Raw genomic sequence first — 19626 nt, 5'->3', positions numbered from 1 at the left:
GTGCCAAGACAACATAGCTATGCCGGGGAGCGTAGGGCGTCCCGCGCCTCCGTGCAAGGACTCCTCGAAAATAATTTTTCAGGCGTTGTTCCGGGAATCCCCGCTTTGCAAGGCAGCGATGCTTTGGGACACTGGAGTTTTGCCCCATTTCTTGATGCGGGCTTGATTCGCGAGGTCTCCATGGCAGTTCAATGCGGCATCGTCGGGCTGCCCAATGTGGGCAAGTCCACCTTGTTCAATGCGCTCACCAGCGCCGGGGCGGCCTCGGCCAACTATCCGTTTTGCACCATCGATCCCAACACCGGCGTGGTGGATGTGCCGGACCCCCGCCTTTCCCACCTCGCGGCGATCGTGAAGCCCCAGCGCATCCTTCCGGCCTCCCAGGAATTCGTGGACATCGCAGGGCTGGTGCGGGGCGCCAGCAAGGGCGAGGGGCTGGGCAACGCCTTCCTCACCAACATCCGCGACACCGACGCCATCGTGCAGGTGGTGCGCTGTTTCGAAGATAGCGACATCACCCATGTGGAGGGCGATATCAGCCCCGAACGCGATCTCGGCATCATCGAGACGGAATTGATGCTGAAGGACCTCGAGGGCGTGGAGAAGGGGCTGGACCGCAACCGGAAGCTCACCAAGTCCTCGGGGGCCAACAAGGAAGCCGCCCAGCTGGTGGCGATACTCGAGCGGGTCTATGCGGCCCTCAATGATGGCAAATGGGCCAGCTCCGTGGGGTTGAGCAAGGAGGAGCTCTTTGCCATCAAGAGTTTCGGCCTAATCACCCTGAAACCCATGCTGTTGGTGGGCAACATCGCCGAATCGGACATCCGCGATCCGGAAGGAAACATCCATTACGCCACCCTCGCCAGGATCGCGGCTGAGCGGAATTGCCCGGTGATTCCCATCTGTTCCAAGCTCGAGGCCGAAATCCAGGAGCTTCCCCCTGAGGAACGCCCCATGTTCCTGGAGGAGGCCGGCCTGGCCGAACCGGGCCTGGATGTGCTGATCCATGCCAGCTACCGGCTGCTGGGCCTGCAGACCTACTTCACCGCCGGCGTGAAGGAAGTCCGCGCCTGGACCATCCATGTGGGGGACACGGCCCCCCAGGCCGCAGGCGTCATCCATACGGATTTCGAAAAAGGCTTCATCCGGGCCCAGGTCATCGCCTACCAGGATTTCATCCAATACAAGGGGGAGCAGGGCGCCAAGGACGCGGGAAAGATGCGGACCGAGGGCAAGGAGTACATCGTGCAGGACGGCGATGTGATGCATTTCCTGTTCAGCAGCTGAGGTTCTAATCCTCTCGCCGGCCCCTTGAGTTGGACAAAAAAAATCGGCCGAGGTCTCCCTTCAGCCGAAATCTTCTGTGGTCGGCGGTTGGTGGGGTGCTTCCGCCCTCCAATTCTCGGCGGTGCCGCACCCATCCCCCGCGGCACGGCTGCGGGCGGAAATCCGCCGGCCCCCCCCCCCCCCCCCCCCCCCCCCCCCCCCCCCCCCCCCCCCCCCCCCCCCCCCCACCCCCCCCCCCCCCCCCGGCCCCCCCCCCCCCCCCCCCCCCCAACCTCTCGCGGTCCCCTTGGAGCACCCAAAAAAATCGGCCGAGGTCTCCCTTCAGCCGAAATCTTCTGTGGTCGGCGGTTGGTGGGGTGCTTCCGCCCTCCAATTCTCGGCGGTGCCGCACCCATCCCCCGCGGCACGGCTGCGGGCGGAAATCCGCTTCGCGGACCGGCTTCGACGCTCTCGCGTCTCAGCCTTTTCCTACTCCCGCGCCGTTGCCGATCGGAGGTTCGAATCCTCTCGCCGTTCCCTTGGAGCACCCAAAAAAAATCGGCCGAGGTCTCCCTTCAGCCGAAATCTTCTGTGGTCGGCGCGAGAGGATTCGAACCTCCGACCCCACCCACCCCAAGGGTGTGCGCTACCAGGCTGCGCCACGCGCCGTGAACCTTTTACTTTATGGGCTGGAGGGCGGCGGGTCAAGGAAGCATTGGCAAAGGGGCCGGGACCGGGAATCTCCTGGCGCTGCTCAGATCGAGAAGTCCGGCAAGGCGCGGAGTCTCTGGTGCAGGAGCTTCAAGGCGGTGGTGATGGCTTCGAGGCTGTCTTTGGGCAGGGAGGACGGGACAGACGCGTTGGCAGGCTCCATCGGCCGGGGCGGCCGGGCCGAACCGGGTTTCCTGGCGGGTGGCGGTCCTTGGGGTTCAGGCACATCGAGGCCCAGGGCCTCGTGGAGCCCCCGGGCCAGGTGGCCCGTGGTCAACAGCTCGCGGCAGTCCGAAACGGTGAGGCCTTCCGCGATCCAGCCGTGGATGCGGTGCAGGCGCGGCAGTTCATCCACATGGTAGTAGCGGAGGTTGCCCTTGGACCGCCGCGGCTTGATCTCGGGGATCTGCGTTTCCCAATAGCGCAGTTCCTTGGGACCCACGCCGATGAGCTTGGCAGCCTCGCCGATCTTGAACCATTTGCGGGTCACGTCTCCCTCGACTCGATGCCCAGGATCTTGAGCCGCTTGTACAGGTTGGAGCGGTCCAGGCCAAGCACTTCGGCCACCCGCGTCATGTTGCCGTTCTGGGCCCTGATTTCCCGCTGGATGTAGACGCCCTCGAACCAATCGCGCGCATCGCGCAGGCTGGAGAAGGATGGGAAGGAGAAAGGATCCGGCTCAGCCAGGTGGCGCGCGGTCAGCGGGCCCAGGTCCCGGGCGGTGATGTCGGCGCCCCGGCTCAGGATCACTGCCCGCTCCATGAGGTTCTTCAGCTCCCGCACATTGCCCGGCCAGTCATGGTTCAGCAGCGTGTCCTTGGCATCAGGCGCCAGGCGCTTGGGCGCCCGGCCGTAGCTCCGCGCGATGGCGGCGATGAAGGCATCCGCCAGGCTGATGAGTTCCTCCAGGCGCTCCCGCAGGGGCGGCACGCGCAGCGGCACCACGGCGAGCCGGAAGTAGAGGTCCTCCCGGAAACGGCCGGCCTTGATTTCCTCCGCGAGGTCCTTGTTGGTGGCCGCGATCACCCGCACGTCCACCGCCAGCGCCCCGCCGCCGCCCACGGGCTCGATGCGGCCTTCCTGCAACGCCCTCAGCACCTTGGCCTGGGTCTTCAGGGACATGTCGCCCACTTCGTCCAGAAAGAGCGTGCCGCCGTCCGCCTCGCGGAATTTCCCGCGCTGGTCCCTGGAGGCGCCCGTGAAAGCGCCTTTGGTATGGCCGAAGAGCTCGCTTTCGATGAGTTCTTCGGGGATCGCCGCGCAGTTGACTTCCACGAAGGGATGGTCCCGCCGGGGACTCCCCTTGTGGAGCAGCCTCGCGATCTCTTCCTTGCCGCTGCCGTTTTCGCCGGTGATGAGCACGCGGCCTTCCGTGGGCGCCACCAGCTTGAGATCCGCCATGAGCCGTTTCATGGCGCCGCTCTCGGCCTGGAAGAACCGTTCGCCCTCGGCCTCCTGGATGAGCCGGATGTTTTCGTGCAGCAACTGCGCCTGCTTGAGGGCATTGCCCGCCACGAGCAGCAGCCGGTCCAGATCGATGGGCTTCTCGATGAAATCGAAGGCGCCCAGCTTCGTGGCCTGCATGGCCGTGTCGATGTTGCCGTGGCCGCTGATCATCACCACCGGGAGGTCAGGGCGCAGAGCCTTGGCCTGCTTCAGGGTCTCCAGCCCATCGATGCCCGGCAGCCAGACATCCAGCAGCATGAGATGGATGCCGTCGCTATCGGGATTCTGGAGCAGTTCGAGCGCCTGTTCGCCGCGCTCCGCCTTGAGGACCGCGTAGTGTTCGTCGTTCAAGGTCTCGCCCAGGCTGCGGCGGATACCGGGCTCGTCGTCCACGATGAGGATCGTCTGGGGCTGGGGCATACTTCAGGTTATCTGAGACAATGGTTTCATGCTCGTAGATGCCCATTGCCATTTGACCGGGAGCCACCTGGCCCAGGACCAGGTGAAGGCCACCCTGGAACGGGCTTTCGCCGCCGGCGTGACCGGGTTCATCGCGGTGGGCACGGACCGGGAGGACAGCCAGGCGGTGCTGGATCTGGCCCGCGAACTGCCTTGCGTCCAGGCCAGCCTAGGCGTCCACCCCCATGAGGCCAAGTCCTGGAACGCAGAGTCCGCCGCGGAGCTGGAGACCCTGGCGCTGGACCCCAATGTCCGCTTCATCGGCGAGACGGGCCTGGACTGGCACTATGACTTGAGCCCCCGGGAGGAACAGGAACTGGCCTTCCGCGCCCAGATCCAACTGGCCAAGCGCGTTCAAAAACCCCTGATGATCCACACCCGCTCCGCCCCGGAAGCCACCCTGCGCATCCTATGGGAGGAGGGCGCCGAGGAGGTTTCCGGCACCATCCATTGTTTCTCGGAGGACATGGCCTTTGCCGAAGGGGCCCTGGATCTGGGCTTCTACCTTAGTTTTTCAGGCATCGTCACCTTCAAGAACGCCCACGCCGTCCGGGATGTGGCCGCCTGGGCGCCCGAGGACCGCATTCTCGTGGAAACCGACTCGCCCTATTTGGCGCCGGTGCCCCATCGGGGAAAGACCAACGAGCCCGCCTACGTGCGTTCCGTCGCGGATCACCTGGCCCAGCTCCGCGGCATCACCGGCGCCCGCATCGAAGAGCTCACCACCCGGAATCTGGAGGCCCTGTGCGGCTGGGCGCCCCCCGCCTGACGGCGATGCTTTTGGCCGCCACGCTGGCCAATGCCCTGGCCGCGCAAGCGCGGCTGCCCCTGCCCTGGGAATCGGCCCCTTCCGTTTCCTGGCGGGCGGGCCTCGGCAGCCATGCCGGAGCTGCAGCCGCTTCGGAACCTGAAGCCCCGATCTCCCCGACTGTCCCCAGCAGTGGTCCGATCACGGTGAAAGTATCCGCGGATGGAACCCTGCGCATCCTGGGCGCCAAAGGCGTCCGCCGCCTGCGCTTGGGCCTGCCGGGCCGGCCGCTCAGGGCCTGGCGCGACGGGGGCATTCCGATGGATCTGTCGCTGCTGGAATCGCCGAGCGAGTCCTGGCGGTTCCCGAGTGATACGCCGCTGGCCAGGGGGATCCAGGCCATACCCTGGGGCGGTGAGGATTTCCGCAGTGCTTTGAAGGGCCTGCTCTGGATCCTCGACGACGGCGAACATTTCCTCACGGTGGTGCATCCCGCCACAGCCCGGGTCGTTTTCCTGCCCCTGCCCATCGGCCAGGATTTCAGCCTCCGGATGACCCCGGGCTACCTGGAGCTGCTTGAAATCCCCGGCCAAGGCTCCTCGGGCGCGCCCCGGAGGTGGTCCCTGCCCTGGCTGGCCCTGCTGCCGCAATTCGCCAAGCTGGCCCGGCCCGAGGATAGCCCCGCCCTCGGCACGGCCCTGGTCCCGTTTCCGAATTGAAGGGGGCCGTTGCGCCTTGGTCGGAAGGGTGGATGCTGCTCCGGGGCTGGCCAGAAGGATGGTAGGGTGCGAGATGCCGGCTGGAGAGGCCGGCGTCAAATGGCACGGCCCTCGCAGATACCCATCGGACTCAAAGGAAGCTTTCACACTGCTTCCAGCATCCAAATCCCATAGGAGGATGAGCCATGTCGACCCAGCGCACCCGCACATCTTGGAACCTGCGGCTTCCCCTGCCGCTCTCGCTGCTCACCTCGCTGCTGGCGGTATCAGCGCCCCTCGCATTCCACACCCCGGCCCATGCCGCCTTGGCCTTCGCGCAGGATGGCGATGAGCAGATCTACCAAGGCGAAGCGCCCTACCGCTATGCCTCGGTGAAGGTACTGGAAGGCGATATCCGGATCCGCAAAGGCGATGCGGACGAAACCCTCTCCCGCGGCACGCCCATCGCCGAGGGCGATGTGGTGGATAGCCGCGGCCGTGGCGTCCTGCAACTGGGGGACGGCACCCGCGTGGCGTTCGGCCGCAATACGCGCTTCACCATCGCGGCGCTTTTCACGGAAAAGGACGGTTCCAGGCAGGTGCTGCTGCGCCTGGACCGGGGCAGCCTGCGGGTGAACTATGGCTCCGAAAGCGAAGGCCGCATCCGCATCGACACGCCCTCGGGTACCGCGATCCTGGATGGCAAGGCGAACGTGACGGTCGCGGTGGATTCCGACCGCAGCGTGAAGGTGCATGTGGCTTCGGGGCGCATCAATTTCACCAACGAGAGGGACCAGGCCCGCATCCTGGCGGGCGAGCGGCTCACGGTCTACAGCAGCCAGGACCGCCTGGACCGGGTGCGCAGCTACAACACCTACGAACAGGATGATTTCGATTCCTGGAGCGATTCGTACATGACAGCCCGCCGCGGTGCCTCCTGGGACAATGTGCCCGCCGACATCCGCTATTACAGCGATGACCTGGATGACAACGGCTCCTGGGTGGATGTGGAGGACGTGGGCCGGGTCTGGTGCCCCCGCGTGACCTATGCCGACTGGCGCCCCTACTCCCGCGGACGCTGGGGGGCCTACAGCGGCGGACTCACCTGGATCAGCGACGAACCCTGGGGCTATCTCACCCATCACTACGGCCGCTGGGGCTGGGGCGCGACCTTCGGTTGGTACTGGATTCCCGGCAGCTTCTACAGCCCCGCGTGGGTGGCCTGGAACTGGAGCGGCGGCTACTGCGGATGGGCGCCCTTGGGCTACTACAACAACCCCTGCTCCTGGGGCTATGGCGCGTGGAATGGCTACCATGCCTGGAACGTCGTGAGCATCCACCACCTCAACACTCCGAACCTCCGCACCCGGCTGATGTCGGACCACAACGTCATCGCCAACATGTCCGGCGGCACCGGCGCCACGACCTGGGCGGCCCGCGGCCGAAGCCTCACGCCGCCCTGGCGGACGGCCCCGATCATCGCCACCCGCCAGGAGTTCCAGAATCCCGGCCAATTGGGCACGGCCTTCAACCGCTCCGTGGCCCAGGACCGCCTGAACACCTACTCCCGCGCGGCGCAATCCAGCACGGGACGGACCGTGAACCTCGTGCCTGTGGATCGGAAACGGACGACTCCCGCTCCTTTCGAGAACCGCGACCGCACGGGCTCGCCGGCCGGACGCGGAGTCATCTCGGATCGCAGTTCCTCACGCACCCTCGACCGGGCCACTCCAGGCGGGAATGGTTCTTCCCGCACCACCGTGACGCCCCATGCCATCGATAGGACAGATAGGACAGACAGGTCGGACCGCGCCCGGGAGCTGAGCGATCGCCACACCGATCGGCCCGTGGATCGTCCCCGGGATCCGAATGCCGGCCGCGAGACTCGCCCGGTCGACCGCCCCACCGATCGTCCTGCTGATCGTCCTCGGGACATCCAACGGGAGCGCAGTCCTCGGGAATTCCTCCGGGACGAGCGTCCCGCCCCGACCCGGGACCGGCCTCGCGAAGAATACCGGCCCATGGAACGCCCGGCACCGCGCGAATACACCCCGGCCCCACGCCAGGAAAGCCGTCCCGCTCCCCGGGAAGATCGGCCAGCCCCCCGGCAGGAGAGCCGGCCCGCGCCCAGAGAAGAGTCCCGCCCCTCGCGCCAGGAAAGCCAACCGGCTCCCCGGCAGGAATCAAGGCCTTCCCCGCCTTCGGATCGTGGCGGCAGTTCCCGCCGCGGATGAAGTCCAGGCCAGCAGAAGAAAAGCCCCCGCGGGGGCTTTTCTTCTGCTGGCCATTGGCCCAGCGGCGGGGCCTCAGATCACTTCGATCGGATACCCGCCCTTCTGGATGAGCTGGCTGGCGATGCGGCCCCGGAGCCGGGCGCAGCTGGTCGGGTGGAATTCCGCGAAGGCCTTGATGCCCGCGAGCGCATGGCGCAGGCCTTCGCCATCGGTCACGTCAGCGCAGAGCATGCGCGCGTCGCCATGGACGCGATGCCAGGCTTCGTTGACATAGAGTTCGGTGAAGTCCCGAGCCATCTCCGCCCAGCGATGGCCGGATTCCAGCATCCGCTCGGCGCGCACCACGGCGCTTTCCATGGCGTAGATTTCCATCATCATGTTGCTCATGCGGGCCATCACCTCCTGGTTGTCTACGAGCTTCTGGCCCAGCACCTGGACTGCGAGGCCCGAGGCCAGCATGCACTGGCGCTTGCTCAGTTCCACCCCATGCTTGAGCCGCGCCACAGGCCCGGTGAAGGCCGCGGCTTTGGGCGGATTCGAGATCTCCTTGGCCACCTGCTGGCCGAACTGCATCATGGGCAGCTCGCCCTTCATGGCCCGCTTCAACAAGGTGCCGGCGATGAGCAGCCGGTTGATCTCGTTGGTGCCTTCGAAAATGCGGTTGATGCGGCAGTCCCGGTAGACCTTTTCCGGGGGATATTCGGCGCTGAAACCATAGCCGCCGAAGCACTGCACCGACTCGTCGGCGATCCAGGAGAGCGCCTCGCTGCCCCACACCTTGACGATGGAAGCCTCGATGGCGAATTCATCGATGGCCTGCATCTTCTTGGCGCCGGCATCGGGGTCGGACCAGCTGGACTGGGACAGGGCCTCGTCGATGTAGCCGATGGTGCGCCAGTTCATGGCTTCGCCCACGTAGATCTTGGTGGCCATGTCGGCCAATTTCTGCTGGATCAGGCCGAAGGAATTCAGGGGCTTGTTGAACTGATGGCGTTCGGCGGTGTACTTCAGGGTGTATTCGATCACCCGCTTGGCGCCGCCGATGCAGCCCGCGCCCAGCTTGAACCGGCCTATGTTCAGGATGCCGAAAGCGATCTTGTGGCCTTTGCCGATCTCGCCCAGCAACCGGTCCTTGGGAATGCGGCAGTTCTCCAGGATGAGCGTCCGCGTGGAGCTGCCCTTGATGCCGAGCTTGTGTTCCTCGGCGCCGGTGCTCAGTCCAGGATCGTCCTTCTCGATGATGAAACAGCTGAAATGCTGGCCGTCCACTTTGGCGAAGGTGCAGAAGACATCCGCGAAACCCGCGTTGGTGATCCACATCTTGGTGCCGTTCAGCACCCAGGTGTCGCCGTCCAGCACGGCCGTGGTCTTCGCCCCCATGGCATCGGAACCGCTGCCGGCCTCGGTCAACGCATAGGCCGCCAGCAGCTCGCCAGCCCCTAGCTTTGGCAGGTAGTTCTTTTTCTGGGCTTCGGTGCCGAAATAGACGATGGGCAGTGTGCCGATGCCGGTGCAGGCGCCGTAGCTCACTGAAAAGCTGCCCTGCTTGCTCATTTCCTCGAGCACCAGGAGCGAGCTTTTCTTGTCCAGTTCCAATCCCTCGTAGGCCTCGGGAATCTCGATGCTCAGAAGGCCGATCTCCCCGGCCTTCCTCAGCAGCTCGATGGTCAGCGGAAGGTCCAGCTTGTCGATGGCCTCGTCCCGGGGCAGCACTTCGCCTTCGATGAAATCCCGCGCGGCGCGCCCGAACTCCTTGGAGTCGTCGGAGAGGTCTTCGGGCGTGAATTGGGACAACTGCCCGATGGGCGTCAGCAGAAAGGATCCGCCCTGCACAATCTCAGTGGTCGCGGTGGCCATGGGTTCCTCCAGGAATCGAACGATCATCGCGCCGACCAGGCCGCGGTTCCACCCATACCTTGGGTAAGCCGGAAAAACTTGCGATCATTGGTAGTGGGAGGCCGAGTGCCCGAAGGAAAACAAGTGCAGGCCATGTTCTCTGGCATCGCTGGAAAATACGACCTGCTGAACCATGTCCTCTCCGGTGGAATCGATTTCTACTGGTGGCGGCGCATGGCCCGGGCCAGCGGCGCCGCGAAGGGAAAGCGACTGCTCGATGTGGCGGCGGGCACCGGCGATTCCTCCATCGCCCTCGCCAGGCGCGGCGCCGAGGTCGTCAGCACGGATTTCACCCACGCCATGCTGCGCTTAGGCCCCTCCAAATTCAGACAGAAGAAGCTTGAATCGCTCATCTGGGCCAGCGCGGACGCCGATGCCCAGGCGCTGCCCTTCAGGAGCGAGGAATTCGACGGCCTCACCATCTGCTACGGAATCCGCAATGTCGAGGACCGGATGAAAGCCTATGCGGAGTTCCTGCGGGTGCTGAAACCCGGGGGACGGCTCACCATCCTGGAATTCTCGACGCCAGTGCTTCCTGGCTTCCGCGGCCTTTACACTTGGTACTCGCTCAAGGTTCTGCCCAGGATCGGCGCGCTGATTTCCGGCGACCGCTCCGCCTACACCTACCTGCCCGAGAGCATCCGGGAGTTTCCGGACCAGCCCCGGCTGGCCCAGGAACTGAAAACCGCCGGTTTTGAGCAGGTCCGTTGGACCAATCTCACCGGCGGCATCGTGGCCCTGCACGTGGGCATCAAACCCTGACTAGTCGATGGTCGAGGCTTGGGTTCCTACTTTTTTTCGGCGGGTTTCGCATCCGCGGCCTTGGCGCGCTTATGCGCGAGGGTCATCACCTTGGCCATGGGGCTGCCGTCCAGGGACATCTCAGAGACGAGCGTGAACGAGTCCGTCCCGATGCCGGATAGCGTGTCATGGGCCTTGAAGGGCTTGCCCATCATCGTTCCTTCGGAATTCAGCACGAGCTTGTCACCTTCCATGCCGCCCCTGGAGAGCATGATCATCGGCACCATGTTGTCGGTCCAGACCTGCTTGTAGGCCTTGGCCTCTCCATCCCAGGCCACCACGCCGTGGCCACGATAGCCTTTCATGTGCCCGCTGACGGAGCGGTAGTCGATGATGATCGACAGGCCGCCAGGGCCTAAAGTGACACGGCTGACCGCCATGCCCTTGCCGGCGGGCCCCATGGGGCTGGCTTCCATGGTCTCCTCCACATTCCAGGTGCCCACCATGCCCTTGAGCTTGGCCGCCTCCGGCCCAGGTTTGTTCATCATCGAGGCCATGGTGGGGGGCGCTTTCTGTTCCTCTGCCTTGCCCTGGGCAGGCAGGGGCGCTGCCGCCAGGGCGAGGCCAAGGGCCAGGAAAAGGGTGAGTCGCATCGATACCTCCTTGGTTGGGATAGCGCAACCAAGATACGCTTCCTGGCGCAACGGCGCTAGAATGTGCTTAGAAAAGACCGAGGAGCCTCCCATGACCGTGAAGCCTGATTTATCCACCGCCGCCGATATCTTGAAAAACCTCACGCCCAAAAAAGCCGAATTGCCCACCGACTCCAAACCCGCCCCCCAGGGCGGAAAGAGCCCCATGCCCAAAGTCAAGACCAGCACCAAGCCCGCTGGAAAGGCCGCGGGCGCCGCCCACACCCGGAGCAGCAACCGCGGGAAATGATGGCACCCTTCAATTCCTAGAACAGGCTCGACCCGTCCATTTCCGCCGGTTGATCCACGCCCATGAGTTTGAGCAGCGTGGGGGCAACATCGCTGAGCGCGCCGCCGACGCGGAGTTGCCGGGCCTCGAAGCCCTCGGCCACCAGCACTGCCGGAACCGGATTCAGCGTGTGGGCCGTGTGGGGATTTCCGGCCTCGTCGCGCATGCATTCGCAATTGCCGTGGTCAGCGGTGATGAACAGCGCGCCTTTTTGTTCCAGCACCGCCTCGCTGATGACGCGGATGGCGTCGTCCAGGACTTCGCAGGCGGTGCTCGCGGCGCTGATGTCGCCGGTGTGGCCCACCATGTCGCCATTGGCGAGGTTGCACACCAACAGCCTGTAGTCGCCGCTGCGGATGGCCTGGGCCAGTCCCCGCGTGACCTCCAGGCAGCTCATTTCCGGCTGCAAGTCGTAGGTGGCGACCTTGGGCGAAGGCACCAGCCTACGGTCCTCGCCCTTGAAAGCCTCTTCACGCCCGCCGTTGAAGAAGTAGGTGACGTGGGCGTACTTCTCGGTTTCCGCGGTGCGGAACTGCCTCCATCCGTGCTCTGCGATGAGCTCGCCCAGGATGCGCGTGAGATTCTGGGGCGGGTAGGCCACGGACAGATAGGGTTCCAGCAAAATGTCGTACTGCGTGAAGGTGAGCAGTGAAACCGTGGGGCGAAGGCGCTGGACGAAGCCGTTGAAATCCGGTGACACCAGGGCCTGGCACATCTGCCGGCCGCGATCAGCGCGGAAATTGAAATAGAGGACGCCATCGCCTTCCGCGATGCGGTGGAAGGCCGCTAGCTTCGTCGGGGAGACGAATTCATCGGTCTCGCCGCGCGCGTAGGCTTCGGCGATGCCTGAGGCCGCGTCGCTGGATTCGAATTCGCCATGGCCATCCACCAGCAGTTTCCAGGCGCGTTCGGTGCGGTCCCAGCGCTTGTCGCGGTCCATGGCGGTGTAGCGCCCGCACAGCGATCCGATGGCGACGAGCGGGCAATCGCGGATCTGGAAAGTCAGCCATTGCAGGTAGCCATCGGCGCTTTTCTGGGCGGTGTCGCGGCCATCGAGAAAGGCGTGGATGGTGGTTGGAATTCCTTCATCCTGGGCCCACTTGGCGAGCGCCACGAGGTGGTTCTGGTGGCTGTGGACGCCGCCATCGCTGACGAGGCCCAGAAGATGGAGCCGCTTGCCGGAAGCTTTCAGCCCCGCCAGCAGCCTGGCGATGGGCACATTCTCACGGAATTTGCCATGCCGGATGGCGGCATCGATGCGCGTCAATTCCTGCCAGACCACGCGCCCCGCGCCTAGATTCATGTGGCCCACTTCGGAATTGCCGAATTGCCCTTCGGGAAGTCCCACCGCTTCGCCCGAGGTGATCAATTGGGTGCAGGCGTAGCGCTTCCGCAGTTCCGTGAAATGCGGCATCCCCGCCGTGAACGTGGCGTCGAACGCATTGCGCGGCCCGTCGCCGAAGCCGTCGAGGATCAGGAGGGTGATGGGGCCGGAGATCACTTTTTCACCTTGAAGCCGATGGGCTGCTTCTTCGGATTCTCCTGGGGCGCCATCAATTCCCGGATCGCATCGAAGACACCCCGAAACTGAGCATCGTATTTCCGCTCAAGCGACTCGATTTTACGGGCAAGGTCCTCGTGGGTCGCGAGCATGCGTTTAAGCTGGACGAAGGCACGCATGACTTGGATGTTCACGGCGATGGCCCGATCACTTCGCAGAACGCTGGAAAGCATGGCCACACCTTGTTCCGTGAATGCGTAGGGAGCTGTCCGGCGACCACCTCTGGGATCCTGGCCTGGTTTTGAGGTCACAAATTGTGACTTCAAAACAGACCACTCCAACTCGTCCATCTGAAACATGAAGTCGTCAGGGAACCGCTCTATATTGCGACGGACGGCCTGCAAGAGGACCTTCGTTTCCACACCGTAAAGTAACGCCAGGTCGGTATCCAAAATGACCTTTTCACCCCTTAAAACCAGGATGGACTTCAAGATGCGCTCGACCGGAAGCGCCATCAGGGCACGGATTCGCCGTGGGGATTGCAGAGCAGGTACATGACCGCCATGCGCACGGGAACGCCGTTGGTGACCTGGTCGAGAATCAGGTTGTTGGGCCCGTCGGCGACCTCGGAGGTGATTTCGAGGCCGCGGTTGATGGGGCCTGGATGCAGGACCGCGACATCCGGCTTGGCCATCTTCATGCGCTCCTTGTTGAGCTGGAAGAAGCGGATGTACTCGCCCTGCCCCGGGATGAAGCCGCCGGTGCCACGCTCGAACTGGACGCGGAGCATCATGATGGCGTCCTGCTGCGGAATGATGGACTCGAAGTCGCTGGTGAATTCCACCTCCGGCCAGGTGGCCTTCATCTCCTTCGGAAGCAGGGTGGGCGGACCCACCAGCGTCACCTTGGCGCCCATCTTTGTGAGCAGCCACAAATTCGACCGCACCACGCGGGAGTGGCGGATATCGCCCACGATGGCGATCCTCAGGCCCTCGACCTTCCCGAATTTCTTCCGGAGCGTGTAGGCATCGAGCAGGGCCTGCGTCGGATGCTCATGGGCGCCATCCCCGGCGTTCACGATGCTGGCCTGCATGTGCCGGGCCAGCAGCGCGTGGGCGCCGGGCGCGCTGTGGCGCATGATGATGAGGTCCGGATGCATGGCCTGCAGGTTCATGGCCGTATCGATGAGTGTCTCGCCTTTCTTCAAGGAACTGGTGTCCGCGTCGAAATTGATGATCTCGGCGCTCAGGCGTTTCTGCGCGATCTCGAAGCTGTTGCGGGTGCGGGTGCTGTTCTCGAAAAAAAGGTTCACCACCACCCGCTTGCGCAGGGCCGGCACGATCTTGATCTCCGGACGCTCGCAGACTTCCTCGAAAGCCGCGGCCTGGTTCAGGATCGCGGTGATGTCGCGGGGGCTCAGGGGCTCGATGCCCAGCAGGTGCTTATGAGGAAAGGCGTAGCGTTCAGCCACCATGGAGGTCCCTTCCCTCGATGCGCTCGATGTGGACGCCGTCTTCGCCGTCCAGTTCCTGGATCCGGACCGACACGCGCTCATGGTCTTCCACCTTCACAGCCAGGCCCGTGAAGTCGGCCTGGATGGGCAACTCGCGTCCACCGCGGTCGACGAGGATCGCCAGCAGCACGCGGGTGGGGCGGCCGTGGTCCAGCAGGGCGTCCAATGCCGCGCGCACGGTGCGGCCCGTGTACAGCACGTCGTCCACCAGGACCACGGTGCGGTCCTTCAGGGTGAAAGGGATTTCCGTCGGGCGCACGATGGGCGTCCCGGCTTTTTCAGTGAGGTCGTCGCGGTAGAGCGTGATATCCAGGGCCCCGACCGGAGCGGGGCCGCCGGTGATCTCCCGCAAGAGCGGTGCCAGGCGCTCGGCCAGCGGCAGGCCCCGGCTGCGGATGCCCACGAGGACGAACGCCTCGCCTGGGCGCAATCCCGAGGCAATGTCCTGGGCTAGGCGTCCGATGGTCGCCTCCAACTGGGCGGCATCCAACGGGCACTGTCCTTGGGCAGCGGGCATGGCACCTCCAGCGTCCCGGGCGGGACCCCTCCAGTGTACCTTTTCGGGCGCCTTTGATGGACCACATCCCGCGGCCCGCCCGGCGTTGATTCACATTTTGGGGCGGCTGAGGAAGGCTTCGGCGCCCTTCATCACCGCGGCCGGGCCATGGCTGGGTCCGCCTTTCCGCTGCTTCCTGAGGCGCAGGCCCCAGAGCCCCGCCAGCTCCGTGGCTTCAGGATTGCCCGGCGCCAGATTCAACACTTCCTCGAGATCCGCCTTGGCCAGTTTCATCCTTTCCTGTTTCTCGAAGAGCAGCGCACGTTTCATGAAACCCCAGGGGTTGTCGGGTTCGCGGGCGATGATTTCGGAGTATTCGGATTCGGCTTCCACCAGGCGGCCCGTGTCCTCGGCGGCCTCGCCGCAGAGAATGTTGGTGACGGCGCAGAAGCCTAGCCATTTTTTCTGCTCGGCGAATTCACGGGGGGTGTAGCGGGCCTTGGCTTTCACGGTCTCGATTTCGCCGTACAAATGATTCAGCGCCTTTTCGGTGTGGGCATCCTGGCGGGCGAAGATCTCCGCGTCGCCGCTCTCCCGATAGAACGCCTTCGTGATGCGACCCTCGGCGCGGTACTGGTCGTACATGCGGGTGCCCGGATAAAGCGCCAAGGGGCTCAGTTGGCAGTCGTGGGGCCTGGCCTCGCGGATGAGTTGGGCGGTTTCTTCGATGTCTTCCCAGGTTTCCCCCGGGATGCCGGTGATCAGGTAGATGCCGAGGTTCATTCCCACCTTGCGCACCATCGCCAGGGCCTGGCGCACATGTTTCATGCTCGTGCCCTTATCGAGCAATAAAAGCACCTTTTCCGAACCGCTCTCCACGCCGAACTGCATGAATTCGCAGCCCGCCCGCTTCATGGCCACCGCCCGTTCCTCGTCCACCAGGTTCACTCGGCTCTGGCAGTTCCACAATGGATGGAGGCCGCTCTGCCGGATGAGATCCATCATCGCGAGAATGCGGCCCCGGTTGGCGGTGAAGGTGTCGTCGCGGAACGAGAAGTAGGTGATGCCGTGCTTCTCGCGGAGCAGTCGCATCTCGCTCACCACCGCCTCGGGACCGCGGAAGCGGATGGACGTGCCCCAGAAATCCGGCGTGTTGCAGAAATTGCAGGTGGCGGGGCAACCGCGTGAGGTGGAGATGTAGGCCAATTGCCCGATGTCATCCAGGAAGTCCGCCTCGAAGTGCTGCACCGGCGCGCCCATTACATCCAAATCTTCCATCACAGGTTGCACTGCCGTTTCGCCATCACGTAAAATGAGTCCCGGCGTGCGTTTCCATAGATCCGATCCTGGCGCTGTTTTCAACCGGTCAAGGATGCCCAGCAGGATAGGCTCGCCCTCGCCCTTCACGACGGCATCCAACGCAGGGCAGTCCTCGAAGACCTCGGTGGCCAGATGCGTGGGATGCGGTCCGCCCGCCAGCGTGATGCAGCCTGGGTTCGCTTCCTTCGCCCATTGCAGCAGTTCATAGCTGCGCTTGCGGTTGAAGGTGAACATGGAAACGCCCACCACGTCGGCGTTCTGGGCCTTCAGATAGGCGAGGATCTCCTTGCGGTTCTTCCCGCTGAGATTGGCGAGGCGGCACGGGAAGCCGCTTGTCTTCAGCATCGCCTGCAGAAACCCCAGCCCGATGGGCAGGAAGGTCATCCACTCGTCGCCAAAACCGCTCCGGGGCGCGGAGTAGAGCAGCAGTGTCTTGGGAAGTGTCGGCGTCATGGGCGTCCAGCCCTATAGTTTAGGGCCAAAAGCCTTGGAATTACAGGGATCTTCGTGCCTCGATCGAAGCTAAACTAAACTACGCGGAGGGTAGCGGAGTGGCGGAGGGAAGCGGAGGGTTCTTAGAAGAGGAGGAACTCACTGGGACGATCATCGGAGCGGCCATCAAGGTTCAGCGTTCGCTTGGCAATGGGCTTCTCGAATCCGCCTACGAAGCATGTTTAGCCTATGAGTTACGGCACGCGGGTCTGAAAGTCGAAACCCAAGTCCCATTAGAGATCCGATACGAATCCATGGTTCTGCCCAACGCCTATCGGTTGGATGCCGTGGTGAATGATTCTGTGCTCCTCGAACTAAAAACCATCGAGATGATTCTTCCCGTTCATGAAGCCCAGCTCTTGACCTACCTTAGATTCAGGAATCTCCGCTTAGGCCTCATTTTGAATTTCTGGTCCTGGCCGCTGAAAGACCACGGCATCAAGCGCATCCTGAACCCCATGTTTTCTTGACTTGTTTTAGTTTTTCTCCGCTTCCCTCCGCTCCTCCGCTGCCCTCCGCGTAGTCGCTTTTATTTATTGAGGTCTCCGTGTCCACTCTGACCGAACCTGTGGTGAACGAATCCCTGGCCCTCCAATTGGGCCTGAGCCGGGAGGAATGGCAGGTCGCGCTGCGCCTGCTGGGGGGCCGCACGCCGACCTACCCGGAACTCGGCATCTTCAGCGCCATGTGGAGCGAGCATTGCTCCTATAAAAGCAGCCGCATCCACCTCAAGAATTTGCCCACCGAAGGCCCCCGCGTGATCCAGGGGCCCGGCGAGAACGCAGGCGTGGTGGATATCGGCGACGGCTGGGCGGTGGCCTTCAAGATGGAGAGCCACAACCATCCGAGCTTCATCGAGCCCTACCAGGGCGCGGCCACGGGCGTGGGCGGCATCCTGCGCGACGTGTTCACCATGGGCGCACGGCCCCTGGCGAACTTGAATTCCCTGCGCTTCGGTGAGATCGATGCGCCGCGCATGAAGGGCCTCGTGAAGGGCGTGGCGGCGGGCATCTCGGGCTATGGCAACTGCATGGGCATCGCCATGCTCGGCGGCGACGTGGGCTTCGACGCCTGCTACAACGGCAACATCCTGGTGAACGCCTTCACGCTGGGCGTTTTGAAAACGGACAAGATCTTCAAGGGCTTCGCGTCCGGCGTGGGCAACAAGATGATGTACATCGGCTCCAAGACCGGCCGCGATGGCATCCACGGCGCGTCCATGGCCTCGGCGGAATTCGGCGAGGGCAGCGAGGAAAAGCGCCCCACGGTGCAGGTGGGCGATCCCTTCACCGAAAAGCTATTGCTGGAAGCCTGCTTGGAAATCTTCGAAACCGACTGGGTCATCGGCATCCAGGACATGGGCGCCGCGGGCCTCACCTCCAGCTCCTTCGAAATGGCTTCCAGGGCCGGAACCGGTCTGGAATTGCGGCTGGACCAGGTTCCCATGCGAGAGGAGGGCATGACGCCCTTCGAGCTGATGCTGTCGGAATCCCAGGAGCGCATGCTGCTGGTGGCGAGACCGGGATGCGAGGACAAGATCATCGCCGTGCTCCACAAATGGGGCCTGGACGCCGTAGTGGTGGGCGAGGTCACGGACAGCGGTCGCTTCATCGGCACCTGGCATGGCGAAAAGGTCATCGATCTGCCCATCCAGCCGCTCTCGGACGCTGCGCCCAAATATGACCGGCCCCGCGCCCGTCCCGCCTACCTGGATGCCGTTAGCGCCGCGCCCATGCCCGAAGACCTGAATCCCGATGACGTGGAAGGAACGCTGCGGAAGCTGCTGGCGCAGCCCACCATCGCCTCCAAGCATTGGATCTTCGAGCAGTACGATGGCACCGTGCGGGGCAATACATTGCTGCCCCAGGGCGCGGGCGATGCGGGCCTGATCCGCATCAAGGGCACCGGCAAGGCCGTGGCCATGAAGAGCGACTGCAATGCGCGCTTCGCCTTTCTCGATCCTTTCTGGGGGGCGGCCCATGCGGTGGCGGAGGCATGCCGCAACCTTTCCTGCGTGGGAGCGGAGCCCATCGGCCTCAGCGATTGCCTCAACTACGGCAATCCCGAGAAGGCCGAAAACATGTGGGCCTTCGAGCAGGGCTGCCTGGGCATCCGCCAGGCCTGCCTCGCGTTGAACGCACCTGTCGTCAGCGGCAACGTCAGCCTCTACAACGACACCGAGGGCGTGAGCATCTTCCCTACGCCCATGATCGCCGCGGTGGGCCTCATCGAAGACGTGGCGCTGCCCGTGGATGTGAACGCGCCAGACGCCACCGCGCTCTCCCAAGTGGGAAACCGGTTCTGCGGTTCCGCCTTCCGCGCACCCTTCGATGGCATCTTTTTAATGGGCGAGACCCGGGATGAACTGGGTGGCAGCGAGTACCTGAAACTGCGCACGGGCAAGGTCTTTGGCCCCTGCCCGGAACTGCGCCTGGACGATGAATTCCGGCTCCAGGCCTGCGTGCGGGAGGGCATCCGCCTGGGCCTCATCCATAGCGCCCACGACACCTCGGAGGGCGGCCTGCTCACGGCTATCCTCGAATCCGCTTTCGGCGGCGGGATGGGCTGCCAATTGATGTTCTCGAAGCGCGATCTGCGCCTGGACAGCCTGCTCTTCGGCGAAACCGCAGGGCGCATCGTCGTCACCGTCAGCGGCGAAGGCGAAAGCGCGCTCAAGGCCATCTGCGACACCCATCGCGTGCCCGTCGCCAAGCTTGGCACCACCGGCGGCGCGCGTGTCACCGTGGCCGTGGACGGCCAGCCCATCCTGGACGCCGATGCCGCGGACTTGAGGAAAATCCACGCCAGTGCGCTGGAGGGCGCGCTGGGCTGATCAGGACTTTGCGCCCAGCAGCCGCGCCGGCAACAGGAATAGCGCCTGAACAAATGCCAGCAGCCCGTTCACGGTCAGGCCCACGAGGCGGAAGGGCAGGAGCAGCAGCCAGATGAAGGGATAGAGCACCAGTGCCAGCAGGGCCAGGGGCCAGCACAGCACCAGCAGGATGCACCAGAGCAGGAACTTGACCATGGCCACCTCCGGAAAAATACCCGGAATCCAAGCTGGGGGCGTCAGGAGCCCGTGTCCAGGAAGGATCGGTGGAGGGTCCTCCTGCATCGGTGAATG

The 19626-nt window shown here is 64.1% G+C and carries 18 protein-coding genes and 1 tRNA gene; 8 read left to right on the top strand and 11 right to left on the bottom strand.

Annotated elements, in window-relative coordinates; all coding sequences use genetic code 11:
• Nucleotides 1–180: 180 nt before the first annotated feature.
• The gene (ychF, locus tag IPQ13_11665) at nt 181–1287 is read left to right on the top strand and encodes a redox-regulated ATPase YchF (protein MBL0211547.1); all 1107 of its coding nucleotides are present in this window, start codon (nt 181–183) and stop codon (nt 1285–1287) included.
• Nucleotides 1288–1858: 571 nt separating this feature from the next.
• Here the strand turns inward: ychF and IPQ13_11660 are convergent.
• The 3 genes from IPQ13_11660 to IPQ13_11650 all read right to left on the bottom strand — a co-directional run bounded on the left by IPQ13_11660 (nt 1859) and on the right by IPQ13_11650 (nt 3843).
• Nucleotides 1859–1935: transfer RNA gene (locus tag IPQ13_11660), tRNA-Pro, on the bottom strand.
• Nucleotides 1936–2020: 85 nt separating this feature from the next.
• The gene (locus IPQ13_11655) at nt 2021–2467 is read right to left on the bottom strand and encodes a MerR family transcriptional regulator (protein MBL0211546.1); all 447 of its coding nucleotides are present in this window, start codon (nt 2465–2467) and stop codon (nt 2021–2023) included.
• Nucleotides 2464–3843, bottom strand: coding sequence for a sigma-54-dependent Fis family transcriptional regulator (locus IPQ13_11650; GenBank protein ID MBL0211545.1), 1380 nt, complete (start codon nt 3841–3843; stop codon nt 2464–2466). Before IPQ13_11650 ends, IPQ13_11655 begins: the two co-directional genes overlap by 4 nt.
• A 28-nt stretch (nt 3844–3871) precedes the next feature.
• On the opposite strand from IPQ13_11650, the gene IPQ13_11645 reads away from it, so the two are divergent.
• The 3 genes from IPQ13_11645 to IPQ13_11635 all read left to right on the top strand — a co-directional run bounded on the left by IPQ13_11645 (nt 3872) and on the right by IPQ13_11635 (nt 7562).
• Nucleotides 3872–4651 (top strand): TatD family hydrolase, encoded by a 780-nt coding sequence (locus IPQ13_11645; GenBank protein MBL0211544.1) that lies wholly within the window; start codon nt 3872–3874, stop codon nt 4649–4651.
• Nucleotides 4627–5349 (top strand): hypothetical protein, encoded by a 723-nt coding sequence (locus IPQ13_11640; protein ID MBL0211543.1) that lies wholly within the window; start codon nt 4627–4629, stop codon nt 5347–5349. Before IPQ13_11645 ends, IPQ13_11640 begins: the two co-directional genes overlap by 25 nt.
• A 185-nt stretch (nt 5350–5534) precedes the next feature.
• Nucleotides 5535–7562 carry a FecR domain-containing protein gene (locus IPQ13_11635; GenBank protein MBL0211542.1) on the top strand — a complete coding sequence of 676 codons (2028 nt, stop codon included), beginning with the start codon at nt 5535–5537 and terminating at the stop codon, nt 7560–7562.
• Nucleotides 7563–7634: 72 nt separating this feature from the next.
• On the opposite strand, the gene IPQ13_11630 is transcribed toward IPQ13_11635, so the two are convergent.
• A complete protein-coding gene (locus IPQ13_11630) occupies nt 7635–9419 on the bottom strand; it encodes an acyl-CoA dehydrogenase family protein (GenBank protein ID MBL0211541.1) in 1785 nt (594 codons plus the stop codon).
• A 132-nt stretch (nt 9420–9551) separates the two neighbouring features.
• On the opposite strand from IPQ13_11630, the gene IPQ13_11625 reads away from it, so the two are divergent.
• Nucleotides 9552–10220 (top strand): class I SAM-dependent methyltransferase, encoded by a 669-nt coding sequence (locus IPQ13_11625; GenBank protein ID MBL0211540.1) that lies wholly within the window; start codon nt 9552–9554, stop codon nt 10218–10220.
• Nucleotides 10221–10246: 26 nt separating this feature from the next.
• Here the strand turns inward: IPQ13_11625 and IPQ13_11620 are convergent, their stop codons facing one another.
• Nucleotides 10247–10852, bottom strand: coding sequence for a DUF1579 family protein (locus IPQ13_11620; protein ID MBL0211539.1), 606 nt, complete (start codon nt 10850–10852; stop codon nt 10247–10249).
• Between the two features lie 91 nt (nt 10853–10943).
• Here IPQ13_11620 and IPQ13_11615 point away from each other — a divergent pair, with 91 nt between their 5' ends.
• Nucleotides 10944–11141, top strand: coding sequence for a hypothetical protein (locus tag IPQ13_11615; GenBank protein ID MBL0211538.1), 198 nt, complete (start codon nt 10944–10946; stop codon nt 11139–11141).
• Nucleotides 11142–11157: 16 nt separating this feature from the next.
• On the opposite strand, the gene IPQ13_11610 is transcribed toward IPQ13_11615, so the two are convergent.
• The 5 genes from IPQ13_11610 to IPQ13_11590 all read right to left on the bottom strand — a co-directional run bounded on the left by IPQ13_11610 (nt 11158) and on the right by IPQ13_11590 (nt 16463).
• Nucleotides 11158–12681 (bottom strand): 2,3-bisphosphoglycerate-independent phosphoglycerate mutase, encoded by a 1524-nt coding sequence (locus IPQ13_11610; GenBank protein MBL0211537.1) that lies wholly within the window; start codon nt 12679–12681, stop codon nt 11158–11160.
• Nucleotides 12678–13196 (bottom strand): ORF6N domain-containing protein, encoded by a 519-nt coding sequence (locus tag IPQ13_11605; GenBank protein ID MBL0211536.1) that lies wholly within the window; start codon nt 13194–13196, stop codon nt 12678–12680. The genes IPQ13_11610 and IPQ13_11605 overlap by 4 nt, the downstream gene beginning before the upstream one ends.
• The gene (locus tag IPQ13_11600; GenBank protein ID MBL0211535.1) at nt 13196–14155 is read right to left on the bottom strand and encodes an aspartate carbamoyltransferase catalytic subunit; all 960 of its coding nucleotides are present in this window, start codon (nt 14153–14155) and stop codon (nt 13196–13198) included. The genes IPQ13_11605 and IPQ13_11600 overlap by 1 nt, the downstream gene beginning before the upstream one ends.
• Complete coding sequence (pyrR, locus tag IPQ13_11595; protein MBL0211534.1) at nt 14145–14711, bottom strand: bifunctional pyr operon transcriptional regulator/uracil phosphoribosyltransferase PyrR; 567 nt, start codon at nt 14709–14711, stop codon at nt 14145–14147. The genes IPQ13_11600 and pyrR overlap by 11 nt, the downstream gene beginning before the upstream one ends.
• 90 nt (nt 14712–14801) lie before the next feature.
• Nucleotides 14802–16463: a radical SAM protein gene (locus IPQ13_11590; GenBank protein MBL0211533.1), complete on the bottom strand. Its 1662-nt coding sequence runs from the start codon at nt 16461–16463 to the stop codon at nt 14802–14804.
• A gap of 98 nt (nt 16464–16561) precedes the next feature.
• Between IPQ13_11590 and IPQ13_11585 the strand changes: the two genes are divergently transcribed.
• Nucleotides 16562–16972 (top strand): GxxExxY protein, encoded by a 411-nt coding sequence (locus IPQ13_11585; protein MBL0211532.1) that lies wholly within the window; start codon nt 16562–16564, stop codon nt 16970–16972.
• A gap of 86 nt (nt 16973–17058) precedes the next feature.
• Nucleotides 17059–19335 carry a phosphoribosylformylglycinamidine synthase subunit PurL gene (gene purL, locus IPQ13_11580; GenBank protein ID MBL0211531.1) on the top strand — a complete coding sequence of 759 codons (2277 nt, stop codon included), beginning with the start codon at nt 17059–17061 and terminating at the stop codon, nt 19333–19335.
• Here the strand turns inward: purL and IPQ13_11575 are convergent, their stop codons facing one another.
• Nucleotides 19336–19530, bottom strand: a complete 195-nt coding sequence (locus tag IPQ13_11575; protein ID MBL0211530.1) for a hypothetical protein — start codon at nt 19528–19530, stop codon at nt 19336–19338.
• Nucleotides 19531–19626: the final 96 nt, after the last annotated feature.

The sequence above is a fragment of the Holophagaceae bacterium genome (genome assembly GCA_016720465.1).
GTDB lineage: Bacteria > Acidobacteriota > Holophagae > Holophagales > Holophagaceae > JANXPB01.
This window is presented reverse-complemented; position numbering and strand designations above follow the sequence as displayed.